Annotated in this window: 11 protein-coding genes; 2 read left to right on the top strand and 9 right to left on the bottom strand. The window is 71.8% G+C overall.

Annotation, left to right across the window (positions count from 1 at the left end; all coding sequences use genetic code 11):
* Positions 1 to 32 precede the first annotated feature (32 nt).
* Entirely contained in the window at positions 33 to 1,292 is a 1,260-nt protein-coding gene (locus tag AB0K60_RS04030; RefSeq protein ID WP_364048343.1) for an adenosylhomocysteinase, read from the bottom strand.
* 60 nt (positions 1,293 to 1,352) lie between these two features.
* Positions 1,353 to 2,783: an adenosylhomocysteinase gene (ahcY, locus tag AB0K60_RS04025; protein WP_364048341.1), complete on the bottom strand. Its 1,431-nt coding sequence runs from the start codon at positions 2,781 to 2,783 to the stop codon at positions 1,353 to 1,355.
* 130 nt (positions 2,784 to 2,913) lie between these two features.
* Here ahcY and AB0K60_RS04020 point away from each other — a divergent pair, with 130 nt between their 5' ends.
* Entirely contained in the window at positions 2,914 to 3,246 is a 333-nt protein-coding gene (locus tag AB0K60_RS04020; protein ID WP_364048339.1) for a MerR family DNA-binding transcriptional regulator, read from the top strand.
* A 38-nt stretch (positions 3,247 to 3,284) separates the two neighbouring features.
* Here the strand turns inward: AB0K60_RS04020 and AB0K60_RS04015 are convergent, their stop codons facing one another.
* The 5 genes from AB0K60_RS04015 to AB0K60_RS03995 all read right to left on the bottom strand — a co-directional run bounded on the left by AB0K60_RS04015 (position 3,285) and on the right by AB0K60_RS03995 (position 7,877).
* Positions 3,285 to 4,265, bottom strand: coding sequence for a cation diffusion facilitator family transporter (locus tag AB0K60_RS04015; protein WP_364048337.1), 981 nt, complete (start codon positions 4,263 to 4,265; stop codon positions 3,285 to 3,287).
* A 58-nt stretch (positions 4,266 to 4,323) separates the two neighbouring features.
* Positions 4,324 to 5,442: an SIS domain-containing protein gene (locus AB0K60_RS04010; RefSeq protein WP_364048335.1), complete on the bottom strand. Its 1,119-nt coding sequence runs from the start codon at positions 5,440 to 5,442 to the stop codon at positions 4,324 to 4,326.
* Positions 5,443 to 5,447: 5 nt separating this feature from the next.
* On the bottom strand, positions 5,448 to 5,621 hold the full coding sequence (locus tag AB0K60_RS04005) for a Trm112 family protein (protein ID WP_364048333.1): 174 nt from the start codon (positions 5,619 to 5,621) through the stop codon (positions 5,448 to 5,450).
* 8 nt (positions 5,622 to 5,629) lie between these two features.
* Positions 5,630 to 7,024, bottom strand: a complete 1,395-nt coding sequence (locus AB0K60_RS04000) for a phosphomannomutase/phosphoglucomutase (protein ID WP_364048331.1) — start codon at positions 7,022 to 7,024, stop codon at positions 5,630 to 5,632.
* Positions 7,025 to 7,508: 484 nt separating this feature from the next.
* Entirely contained in the window at positions 7,509 to 7,877 is a 369-nt protein-coding gene (locus AB0K60_RS03995; RefSeq protein WP_364048329.1) for a DUF3499 domain-containing protein, read from the bottom strand.
* 209 nt (positions 7,878 to 8,086) lie between these two features.
* On the opposite strand from AB0K60_RS03995, the gene AB0K60_RS03990 reads away from it, so the two are divergent.
* Entirely contained in the window at positions 8,087 to 8,482 is a 396-nt protein-coding gene (locus tag AB0K60_RS03990) for a metallopeptidase family protein (RefSeq protein ID WP_364048327.1), read from the top strand.
* Positions 8,483 to 8,661: 179 nt separating this feature from the next.
* On the opposite strand, the gene AB0K60_RS03985 is transcribed toward AB0K60_RS03990, so the two are convergent.
* Both AB0K60_RS03985 and AB0K60_RS03980 read right to left on the bottom strand, forming a co-directional pair.
* On the bottom strand, positions 8,662 to 8,922 hold the full coding sequence (locus AB0K60_RS03985; RefSeq protein WP_364048325.1) for a WhiB family transcriptional regulator: 261 nt from the start codon (positions 8,920 to 8,922) through the stop codon (positions 8,662 to 8,664).
* Positions 8,923 to 9,216: 294 nt separating this feature from the next.
* Positions 9,217 to 12,201: a hypothetical protein gene (locus AB0K60_RS03980; RefSeq protein WP_364048323.1), complete on the bottom strand. Its 2,985-nt coding sequence runs from the start codon at positions 12,199 to 12,201 to the stop codon at positions 9,217 to 9,219.
* Positions 12,202 to 12,646 lie beyond the last annotated feature (445 nt).

Below are 12,646 nucleotides of genomic sequence, written 5' to 3'. Positions count from 1 at the left end.
CGGGCGGGCCGTACACGCTCGGGAACCCACGCTCAGGAACCCAGGTGCCAGGAGCGGAGGTAGTCCTCCTGGGCGGCGGTGAGGGTGTCGATGTCGACGCCGGTCGCGGCGAGCTTGAGGCGGGCGACCTCGGCGTCGATGTCCGAGGGCACGTCGTAGACGGCGGGGGGCAGCGCCGCGCGTTCCCGGGCGAGCCAGGCCACGGCGAGGGCCTGGGCGGAGAAGGACATGTCCATGACCGCCGCGGGATGGCCTTCGGCGGCGGTGAGGTTGACCAGGCGGCCCTCGGCGAGCAGCAGGAGGCGGCGGCCGTCGGGCAGGACGTACTCGTCGGTGTTGGGGCGCACGCCCGGGTTGAGCTCCACGGCCATCTCGCCCAGGGCGCGCACGTCGATCTCGACGTCGAAGTGGCCGGCGTTGGCGAGGATCGCGCCGTCCTTCATCACGGCCAGGTGCTCGGCCCGGATGACGTCGCGGTTGCCGGTCACGGTGACGAACACGTCGCCGCGCTCGGCGGCCTGCGCCATCGGCCGCACCTCGTACCCCTGCAGGCTGGCGTCGAGCGCCTTCACCGGGTCGATCTCGGTGACGATCACCCGCGCGCCGAGCCCCCGGGCCCGCTCGGCCACGCCCCGGCCGCAGAAGCCGAACCCGGCCACCACCACCGTGCGGCCCGCCAGCAGCGCGTTCGTCGCCCGCATGATGCCGTCGAGGGTGGACTGCCCGGTCCCGTACCGGTTGTCGAACATGCGCTTGGTACGCGTGTCGTTGACCGCCACCATCGGGAACCGCAACGCCCCCTCGGCGGCCATGCGGCGCAGCCGGATGATCCCGGTGGTGGTCTCCTCGCAGCCGCCGGACACGCCGTCGAGCAGCTCGGTCCGCTCGGTGTGCAGGGTGTTGACCAGGTCGCAGCCGTCGTCGAGCACGAGGTCGGGCCCGATGTCGAGCGCCCGGTGGATGTGGCGGTAGTAGGTGTCCCGGTCCACCCCCGCCCTCGCGTGCACGGTGAGCCCGTACCCGGCGAGGGCGGCGGCGACGTCGTCCTGGGTGGACAGCGGGTTGGAGGCGGCGAGCGCGATCTCGGCCCCGCCCGCCCGCAGCGCCCCCATCAGCACGGCGGTCTCGGCCGTGACGTGCAGGCAGGCGGCGACGCGCAGGCCGGCGAGCGGGCGCTCAGCGGCGAACCGCTCGCCGATCGCCCGCAGCACCGGCATGAACCGGGCGGCCCAGTCGATGCGCCGCTCCCCGGCCTCCGCCGTGCCCGTCAGGTGGCCCGTTGTGTGGCCCATAGGGTTGCTCATGGGTGGCCCGTGGGGTGGCTCATGGCCGGACCGCCGCGTGCATGACCGTCAGTACCGGTAGTGGTCCGGCTTGTACGGGCCCTCGACGTGCACGCCGATGTACTCGGCCTGCTTCTTGGTGAGGGTGGTGAGCTTGACGCCGAGCGCGTCCAGGTGCAGCCGGGCGACCTTCTCGTCCAGATGCTTGGGCAGCGTGTAGACGCCGAGCGGGTACTCGTCGGTCTTGGTGAACAGCTCGATCTGCGCGATCACCTGGTTGGTGAACGAGTTCGACATCACGAACGAGGGGTGGCCGGTGGCGCAGCCCAGGTTCATCAGGCGGCCCTCGGCGAGCACGATGATCGAGTGCCCGTCGGGGAAGACCCACTCGTCCACCTGCGGCTTGATGTTGTTCTTCACGATGCCCGGGACGCGGGCGAGCCCGGCCATGTCGATCTCGTTGTCGAAGTGGCCGATGTTGGACACGATCGCCTGGTGCTTCATCTGGGCCATGTGCTCGGCCGTGATGATGTTGTAGTTGCCGGTGGCGGTCACGAAGATGTCGGCGATGCCGACGACGTCCTCCAGGGTGGTGACCTGGAAGCCGTCCATGGCCGCCTGCAGCGCGCAGATCGGGTCGATCTCGGTGACGATGACGCGGGCGCCCTGGCCGCGCAGCGCGTCGGCGCAGCCCTTGCCCACGTCGCCGTAGCCGCAGACCACGGCCACCTTGCCGCCGATGAGCACGTCGGTGGCGCGGTTGAGGCCGTCGATGACGCTGTGGCGGCAGCCGTACTTGTTGTCGAACTTCGACTTGGTGACCGAGTCGTTGACGTTGATCGCCGGGAAGAGCAGGGTGCCGTTCTTCGACATCTCGTAGAGGCGATGCACGCCGGTGGTGGTCTCCTCGGTGACGCCCTTGACGCCGGCGGCGGTCCGCGTCCAGCGGCCCGGCTCCTCGGCGATCGTACGGCGCAGCGTCTCCAGGATGATCCCCCACTCCTCGGGGTCGTCCTCGGTCGCGGTGGGCACGACGCCGGCCTTCTCGAACTCGGCGCCCTTGTGCACGAGCAGGGTGGCGTCGCCGCCGTCGTCGAGCAACATGTTCGGCCCGGTGCCGTCCGGCCAGCGCAGCGCGTGGTCGGTGCACCACCAGTACTCCTCCAGCGTCTCGCCCTTCCAGGCGAACACCGGCACGCCCTTGGGCTCGTCCACCGTGCCGTCGGGGCCGACCACGACGGCCGCGGCGGCGTGGTCCTGGGTGGAGAAGATGTTGCAGCTCACCCAGCGGACGTCGGCGCCGAGCGCGACCAGGGTCTCGATGAGCACGGCCGTCTGCACGGTCATGTGCAGCGACCCCATGATCTTGGCGCCGCGCAGCGGCTGGGCCGCGGCGTACTCCTTGCGCACGGCCATGAGGCCCGGCATCTCGTGCTCGGCCAGCCGGATCTCCTTGCGGCCGAACTCCGCAAGGGACAGGTCGGCGACCTTGAAGTCCATCCCGTACTTCCTCTCCACCGTTGTCGACTCGTTGACTGCTACTCGCGCTACCGAGCGAGTCTAGGAGCCGGAGACCACCGGACGCACGCCACAACGGCCGAACCTCACACAGAAATGTGAGAATTGGCCCATGCGTATCACCGAGGCGGCCAAGAAGCTTGGCATGTCCCCCAGGATGCTCCGCTACCGGGAGGCCCTCGGCCTGCTGCCGCCGGTGCGGGAGAAGGGGTCGCACCGGCGGTTCGGCCCCGAGGAGCTCGCCGCCGTCACCCAGGCCACCGAGCTGGAGCGGCGGTTCGACATCTCCCCCGCCGAGCTCGCCTTCGGCCTGCGGGTGCTCAGCGAGCCCGCGGTCATGCAGGCCGTACGCGACCTGGGGCTGCGCATCGGCCGGATCCAGGCGCCGCGGCGCGCCCTCGACTTCGAGAAGGAGAAGGCCCTGCGCCTGCTCGGCCGCCGCTAGCGACCCGCACCGGCGCACGGCCGGCGCGGCCGGCCCGATCAGCGGTGCTGGTCGGCGTGCTGGTCGACGCGCTCGTCGGCGTGCTGGTCGGTTGGGGCGGCGGCCTTCTTCTCCCGGTAGAGGTCGGGTTCGAGGTAGATGACGCGGGCGATCGGCACGGCCTCGCGGACGCGGCGCTCGGCGTCGTCGATCGCCGTGGCGATCTCGGCGGCGGTGTCCTCGTGGTCGATGGCGATCTTGGCCGCGACGAGCAGCTCCTCCGGGCCGAGGTGCAGGGTGCGGAGGTGGATGACCCGCTCGACCACGGGGGCGGCGGTGAGCGCGGCGACGATCCGCTGCTCGTCCTCGGGGTTGGCGCCCTCGCCGATCAGCAGCGACTTGGTCTCCATGGCGAGGACCACCGCGATGACCGCGAGCAGCAGGCCGATCATGATGGTGCCGACGCCGTCCCAGACGCCGTTGCCGGTGATGACGGCCAGTGTGACGCCGAACAGGGCGAAGACCAGGCCGAGCAGCGCGCCGAGGTCCTCAAGCAGCACCACGGGCAGCTCGGGGGCCTTGGCGCGGCGCACGAACGACACCCACGTCTGGTCACCCCGGAGGTGGCTCGCCTCCCGGATCGCGGTGCGGAAGGAGAACCCCTCGGCGGCGATCGCGAAGATCAGCACGCCGAACGCCCAGGCGGGGGTCTCCACCGGGTGCGGGTCGGAGAGCTTGTGGATGCCCTCGTACAGGGAGAACATCGCGCCGATGGTGAACAGCACGACCGCGACCACGAACGCGTAGAAGTAGCGCTCACGGCCGTACCCGAACGGGTGCGAGGGGGTGCGCTGCCGCTCGGCGCGCTTGCCGCCGAGCAGCAGCAGCGCCTGGTTGCCCGAGTCCGCCACCGAGTGCACCGACTCGGCGACCATCGAGGACGACCCGGTGAACAGGAACGCCACGAACTTCGCCGCGGCGATGGCGAGGTTCGCCGCCAGCGCCGCAATGATCGCCTTTGTACCGCCGCCCGCACTCACCGTTGTCTCCACTCGTCATTCGTTACCCTGCGCGGACGCGAATCCGCACTCGGGGATCTTATTGGGTGACTCTCGCCTCAAGCTCCCCGATAGCCGACATAGGGGCTGGGTCGATGCCATATCCCAACGCGAGATAGACGCTACCGTAATCGCCCAAACCGACGAGCGTGGCCAGGCGTTCCAGCGGATGGGCCCCCTCGGCGCGGAGCTCGCTGACCGGCACGCCGCGGTCCTGCGCGAGCCGTACCGAGACCTCGCGGCGGCGGGCCACCCGCGGGTCCTCCTCGGCGTCGCGCAGCACGAACAGGCGCAGGGTACGGCCGGGGCCGTCGGCGAAGATGTCCTTGGCGGCCAGCGGGCCGTCGAACGCGGCGACCTGGTTGTGGCCCGCCTCGGGGATCTCGCCGTGGATCGCGGGGTAGCGGGCGTTCTCGTTGAGGCCGCCGACGAACCGGGACGCCGCCACCGCGGCCAGCGGGGAGGTGCCCCAGATCATCGGCACGGTGTCGGCGAGCTCCATCGCCAGCGTCTTGCCCGGGTTGATGAACGACTCGCTCGCCGGGCGGCAGCGGTGCGCGATGTCCTCCAGCCTGAGCGCGGCGGCCTCGTAGACGTCGTCCTCGCCGCGCATGAGACCGAGGGCGGAGGCCGCGACCATCAGCGGCACGGCCAGCTCCCACGGCGTCGCGGCCGGGCCGCCCCCCTGCGGGGTGACGGGCACGAACCGTCCCGCGGCCTGCCGGGCGATCGCCTCAAGCGGGGAGCCCGCCCGGCCGACCGCGAGCAGGTTGCAGCCGCGCCGTACCGCCTCGGCCGCCGCCGCCACCGTCTCCTCGCCGGCCCCGGTCGGGGAGACCGCCATGACCAGATCGGCCGCGCCCACCCAGCCGGGCAGGCGGTGGGACCGCACGGTCATGATCGGCAGCGGCGCGCCGTACCCGCAGATCGCCGCGAGCATGTCGCCGGCGATGCCGGAGCCGCCGACGCCCGCCACCACGATCGCCCGGGGCCGGCCGTCGCGGGCCAGCGCGGCGACCCCGGACTCGACGGCCGTCCGATGGGCGACGCGGACGCGCGCGGCCGACGAGGCGACCGCGCGCAGCATGCCGGTGCTGTCGGTGTTGTCCAGGTACGCCTGGTCGTCGAGCCTGTCGGGATCGAAGTCGAGTGCGGGCACGGCCGCTACGGCTTGCGGGCTTCGTCGACGAGCAGGACCGGGATCTGGTCCCGCACCGGGTAGACCAGCCCGCACGTCGCGGAGGTGCAGGCCAGCTCGTCGGAGTCCGGCTCGGCGCGCAGCGGGGCCTTGCACGCCGGGCAGGCCAGGATGTCGAGCAACCAGTCGTCGATCTTCACTGTCTCTCTCAGCTCCTCACGATGGCGAGTACCGCGTCGCGGATGGCGGCCATGCTCTCCTCGTCGCCCGCCTCGGCGTTGAGGCGCAGCAGCGGCTCGGTGTTGGACGGCCGCAGGTTGAACCACCAGCCGTCGCCGGTCACGGTCAGCCCGTCGAGGTCGTCGAGCCGCACGTCCTCGCGGTCGGCGTAGGCGGCGCGGACCTTGGCGAGCACGGCCACCTGGTCGTCGACGAGGCTGTTGATCTCACCCGAAGCGGCGTACCGGGTGTAGTCGCGCAGCAGCTCCGACAGCGTCCGCTCCTGCGTGCCGAGCGCGGCGAGCACGTGCAGGGCGGCGAGCATGCCGGAGTCGGCGAACCAGAAGTCGCGGAAGTAGTAGTGGGCCGAGTGCTCGCCGCCGAACACCGCGCCGGTGCGGGCCATCTCGGCCTTGATGAACGAGTGCCCCACCCGGGTGCGCACGGGCACGCCGCCGTGCTCGGAGATGATCTCGGGCACGGCCATCGAGGTGATCAGGTTGTGGATGACCGGCGCGCCCGGCTGCTTGGCCAGCTCGCGGGCCGCGACCAGCGCGGTGATCGTGGAGGGGGACACCGACTCGCCCCGCTCGTCCACCACCCAGCAGCGGTCGGCGTCGCCGTCGAAGGCGAGGCCGATGTCGGCACCGGCCTCCAGCACGGCCTTGCGCAGGTCGAGGAGGTTCTCCGGCTCGATCGGGTTCGCCTCGTGGTTGGGGAAGGTGCCGTCGAGCTCGAAGTAGAGCGCGGTCAGTTCGATCGGCAGGTCGCCCCCGCCCAGCACGGCGGGCACGGTATGGCCGGCCATGCCGTTCCCGGCGTCGACGACCACCCGCAGCGGCCGGATGCCGCCGAGGTCGACGAGGCCGCGCAGGTGGGCGGCGTACCCGTCGAGCAGGTCACGCCGCTCGACGCGCCCCGCCCGTGCTCCCGTGTTCCCCGCGTCCCCTGGGTTGCCCGCAGGTAACGGTGCGCTGGAGCCGAGCAGTTGCGCGGCCCGGGCCCGGATGTCGGCCAGGCCGGTCTCGACGCCGATCGGCACCGCGCCCGCGCGGCACATCTTCATGCCGTTGTACTTCGCCGGGTTGTGACTGGCGGTGAACATCACGCCGGGCAGGCCGAGGCTGCCGCTGGCGTAGTAGAGCAGGTCGGTCGAGCCGAGCCCGGCGTCCACGACGTCCACGCCCCGGCCGGTCGCGCCCCGCGCGAACGCCGCCGAGAGCGGCTCGGACGAGGCGCGCATGTCGCGGGCCATCACCACCGTGTCGGCCGCGCACACCTCAGCGAAGGCCGCGCCGACCGCCTCGGCGGTGCGTTCGTCCAGCTCGTCCGGCACGATCCCGCGAATGTCGTACGCCTTAAAAATCTTGGCGAGGTCGCCCACTTGGTCCGCCCCTAATCCAGTCCGTCGCTTCGAGCCTAGTGGCCTGGCACGTCCATATGGCCCATCCGGTGCACTCGTCAAACCACCCCGCCGAGGCCACTCCCACCCTTATCGAACCACCCCATCGGCTACCCGGCCGTTACACAATGATCTCCCCGGATTTCCCCCGCCGCATCGGCGAGTCGGCTCGGCGGTGAGGCGTCCCCGCCGGGCATTTCGCCGGTCGTCGTGTCGCCCGTCGGGTGATCGCGATGCCGATTCCGGCCCGGCGTCCGGCGGCTCGGCGACACGTCACACGGCCTGTGGGCAGCGCGGCACACAGGCGGGCATCGGGCCCGGCGCGAACCGGCGCGCGCCGGGCACCTGGCGGCACGTGACAACGCCGAATCCGCGCACGGCGCAGGATCGCCGGCTCACGCACGCCGAGGGCCCGGCCGGGTCGCGGCCTTGGCGGGGCCACGGTCCCGGGCCGGGCAACCGGCCGTCATTTCTCGTGTTTCGGCTGCGAGGAGCGCAGCACGCGCAGGTGCCCCCGCCGTCCCACCTCGACGCCCTGACCGACCGGCTCGGCGCCGGTGGAGGGGGTGGGCTTCGCGGCTTCGCGGACCGCGTTGGCGAGCGCCTCCAGGTCGTCTGTGCTGGGCTGACCCGCCTCCGATGGCAGGCGCACCACCTCCCAGCCTCGGGGGGCGGTGAGCCTCTCGGCGTGCTCCGCGCACAGGTCGTAACAGTGGGGCTCCACGTACGTGGCGAGCGGGCCGAGGACGGCGGTGGAGTCCGCGTACACGTACGTGAGTGTGAAGACGGCAGGCTGCCTGCAGGCGGTACGGGAACAGCTGCGGACGGGGCTCACGGAGGGACCGTATCCGGTCTGCGTTCACTTTGCCACCACCCCGCCGCTCTTAACTAGCGTGTCGCCACAATCCGGACACTCATCGCGACGTCAGCACCGGCGGCGCCGGCTGGCCCTACCCTTGGAGGGTGAGTTCGTCATCGGGTGGGGAGGGACGCTCCATGGGCCCCGGTCGTCGGCCTCGGCGCCGGGATCGGCATGGCCGGGGCATGCGCGGTCCCCTCGCGCCGTCGCACGTGCCGATCGCGCGGTCCCGCAGCGAGCGCTTCGACGATCTGGTCCTCGACGCGGTCGACCGGCTCAAGCCCCGGTGGGGCAAGCAGCTGTCCGCGGTGGAGTTCGCGGTCGAGGAGGTGCCGCCGGCGGAGGACCTGGTCGACGGTCCTGCGCGCCTGGCCTCGGATCCGATCCCGTTCGGGCGCGCCGAACCGGCCGCCAGCGGCGACCCGGCCGCCGTCATCATCTACCGCCGCCCCCTAGAGGCGCGCGCCCGCGATCGGGAGCAGCTCGGCGCGATCGTGCACGACGTGGTGGTGGAACAGGTGGCCGACCTTCTCGGCCTCTCTCCGGAGACCATCGACCCGGGTTACGACGAGCGCCACTGAACTTCCGGGTGAGCTCGCACTGCCGGGCCGCCTACGTCGAGGGGGCATCCGAGGGGGGCGGAACGTACGCGGCGTGCCCGGGCCGTGGGCAACGGTCGGTCAGGTGCGTCGGCGGCGACATGGTCATGGGCGACATGGTCATGCCCGGTTGGTCGCGGCCGTACGCGGTTGCGCTCAGGTCAGCTCGCCTCGCGCTTGATGCGCCGGCGTTCGCGCTCGGAGAGCCCTCCCCAGATGCCGAACCGTTCGTCGTGTTCGAGGGCGTACTCAAGGCATTCCGCGCGTACCTCGCAGGCACGGCAGACCTTCTTGGCCTCCCGAGTCGATCCGCCCTTCTCGGGGAAGAACGCCTCAGGATCGGTTTGCGCGCAAAGCGCGCGCTCCTGCCACCCAAGCTCCTCTTCACCGCCGAGCGTCTGTGCGATGACCTGTTCGGTCACTGCACACCTCCCTGTCGCCCGCTCGTCTGCCCGCCTCGCCGATGGATAAGCCAGGCCCCCCATTGGACACGCCGCTCCCCATACCCACCTCTGGGACCGGCGTAAACAACAATGTTGTAATTACACGCGTGTCTCACCTGTGACGTCAAGCGGCATGACGCCATCCGGGGAAAGACACGCTCTCCCCGGTCCGGTCGGGCCTGTGTCAGCGCTATCGGCGGTCGGAACCGTACCAGCAGGGGCCGGACGCCGCGCCGCGTCCTACCTGATCACTATGGACATCTTTCTCGATCATTACCTCGGCGGAGCCTGATCGGGCGCGTAAATCGCGGTCGGATCGATTGGCTCGTCGTGGTTTCGGCGTTCATGAGGGTGTGCGGTGGTGTTCTGCTCTCCTTGGTGGGAATTTTGGCCGGGGAAGTCCCCGACGTGGAACGTCTGCGTCTTGTCCGCGCCGAGCCGCTCCTCTCGCCCCTGCCCGGCGACGTGACCTTGAACCGCGCCCGGTTCCGGCCCACGGTACGGCGGCGCCTGCGGATGGCCCAGCGGGCTGCCGTAGCCCTGGGGAATGCCCCCGTGCCGCTGCCGCTCCTCGGGGCGAGGCTCCGGCGGCGACGGCGGAATCGGCTGCGGTTGCGGCCCGGTCGGGTACTGCGGGGACGGCTGCGGGCCCGAGGAGTAGGAGGTGTACTCCGGCAAGGGCCTGCTGGTGTCGAGCGGGTCGTCCAGGGGCGGCCGCTGCGGGCCGGTCGAGTAGGTCGGCGCCGACGGATCGGACAAACCGACCGCAGGCGGCTGCTGGGGGCCCGTCACGTACGACGGCGACAACGGGTCCGACAAACTCGGCACCGGCGACTGCTGCGGCCCGGTCACATACGACGGCGACAACGGATCCGACAGACCCGACACCGACGACTGCTGCGGCCCGGTCGAATACGACGACCCCGACGAATCGCCCAAACCACCCGCAGGCGACTGCTGCGGCCCCGTCACATACGACGGCGACAACGGATCCGACAGACCCGACACCGACGACTGCTGCGGCCCGGTCGAATACGACGACCCCGACGAATCAGCCAAACCACCCGCAGGCGACTGCTGCGGCCCCGTCACATACGACGGCGACAACGGATCCGACAAACTCGGCACCGGCGACTGCTGCGGCCTGGGCGAGTACTCGGAGCCGTGAGTCTGCTGCTCCTGGCCGTGGTGTCCGGTGCTCCACTGGTTCTGCGCCGGAGAGTCGTGTTCCGGTCGGCCCTGGCCTGGGCCGAGGTGACCCGACAGGCCCGGAGCGCCGTGATCGTGGCCGCCGTGCTCCTGCGGCCGCTGTCCCTGGCCGACCGACTCTTGGCCGAACGGATTCTGGCCGGGCGGGTTCTCGCCCAGGTGGTCGTGTCCCTGGGGCCGACCGCCCGGAGGCTGCGCCGCCGGTTCCCGGCCGTGGCCCGGCGTCCGGTTCTGATTCTGCTGGTAGCTCTGAGCCTGCTGGTACGCCAGCAGGATCTGCTGCTGCCGGGGGTCGCCCAGATCGCCGTACGGCTGGATGGCCGGTGGGGCCTCGGACGCGCCCGCGCCCGATTCGACGGGCGGCGAGGGCGGCGACGGCTGGGACGGCTCGTAAGGGGCGGCGGGCCACCCACGATCGTCCTGACGCCCGAAGGCGGGCGTGTCGTAGGCGCGCTCGCCGCCGGGGCCGTCGTAGGGGCGCTCCTGGCGGGGCGGGTGTGCCGCCGGGGAGGAGTACGCGCCGGGCTGCCCGTGCTCGCCGGGCTGAGAGGAGCCGTGCCGACCCTGGCCGCCGTCCAGCGGGCGAGGCGGCACGTAGGGCTCGCCGATCGCGGGGATCGGCGACGGGGGAAGGTTGGGGTAGGTCTCCGTCGGCGTGTACTCGCCGGAGTCATAGCCACGGTACGAAGCCCCGGACGTGCCGGATGTACCGGACATGCCGGACGACGCCGGGGAGTGACGCCCGTCCTGGCCCGAGCCGGGCGATCCGGGCGCGTCGCCCGTACCCCCGGTGAACCCCTGCTCGCCGAGCCCGGCGACGGCGTTCGCGCCGTCCCGGTGGCCCTCTCCCAGCAGGTCGTGCCCGCCGCCCGGCGGCTCGTACCGGCCCGCCGACAGGTGATCGCCGAGCTCCGAGGGACCGTAAACCGTCGTCGGCTGCCCGTAGTCGTCGCCCCGCGGCGGGTAGGCGGGCGCGGGCGGCCGGGGGACGTCGCGGGTCCAGGTGGGATCGTCGGCTCCGAGGGCGTCGCCGTCCGGGCGCGACTCGGCCCGGGCCATGCCGTGCCGTGCCTGCCGGGGAGGCTCCTGCTGGACGGTGCCGGGGTCGCCGCCGTACTCCGGCGCCGGGGGCTCCGCCATGGTCGCCTGCCGTTCGTGTGGCAGGCCGAGGACGGGCTCGTGGGAAGGCCGCTCGGGCGCGGGCCGGTCGTGCCGATCCTGGCCGGGCTCCTCCGGGGCCCGCGTCGACGGCCCGGGCTCAAGCGCCGGACGGGGTACGACGTGTCCCGGCTCGCCAGGACCCGCGTAGCCTCCCGCTCCGGCCGGACCGTTCGGACCACCCGGACCGTTCGGACCACCCGGACCGTTCGGACCACCCGGACCGTTCGGCCCCGCAGGATGCCCGGGAACGCCGGGGGCGCCGACAGGGCCGGGAACGCCGTGCGACTCGGCCCTCGGCCCGCCGGGACCCGGCTGTGGGGGGCCCGGCTCCGGATAACCGCCTTGCGGGTAGCCGGGCAGCGGCTGGCCCGCCTGGGGCTGGCCCGCCTGGAACTGGCCGGGGTACGGCAGGTTGGGTCCGGGCATCCTGCCGGAGGCACGCCCAACACCGCCCGGCCAGGGCGTGCTGTTGTACACACGCATCGCGTACAGCAGGGCGATGACCATCAGCCCCAGCTGGGGCACGGCGATCAGCAGCGCTTCGACCGTGATCCGGAAGCCGAATCCGGCGAACAGCAGCCCGCCCAGGCTGACCAGGCCGAACAGCAGGGCGACGCCCAACGTGACCACCGCGCCGAGCGTGATCTCACGGCCCCGACGCGGAATCTCCCCGAACCGGGTGACCAGCAGGACCGCGCCGAGCGCCACGGCCGCCAGCAGCGGGTTGGTCAGATCGCCGAGCGTCGCGGCGGCGCGCTCGCTGAAGGAGAGTCCCGGGGGCGAGCCGACCAGCAGCCGCCCGACCCGGACAAGCACGATGACTGCGGCAGAAGCGATCATGGCCAGGGCGGCGGGCTCGCGCAGACGGCCCTCCTCGACGTCGATCACGACGCCTCCTCACAACATTGGCCGCCGACGTACGCCCCACCCCATGTCTGCGCGCTGCCCGGCCTGATCTGCTCGTTCACGTTCCAACCCCCTGCGGCCACATGGCCTCGGGGCAGTTTCGCACATCAGCGACATTGGTGTTGTGGGACTTCAGAATCCTCATTAGTCACAAAACTGTTCCATCTGCCACCGACAATTCCAGCTCAGCCCCCACAAACCGCCCGACGACCGACACATCGCCCAGCCGCTATCGGGCGAATGTCGCATGATCACGGGACGAATGTCGCATCACCGCGGAAACCAAAGCTCGACGGCCCGATGAACCCCGAGCCGCGGATCAGGTCCCCCGAGCCCGCGGCACGGGCGGCCCACCCGGCCCCAGGCCGCTCGCCGTGCGGTCGTCTCGCCCCGGGGACGGATGTCGGGCGGCGGAAGGGCGGATGTC

This window comes from Thermopolyspora sp. NPDC052614 (assembly GCF_040678635.1).
Lineage (GTDB): Bacteria > Actinomycetota > Actinomycetes > Streptosporangiales > Streptosporangiaceae > Thermopolyspora.
This window is presented reverse-complemented; position numbering and strand designations above follow the sequence as displayed.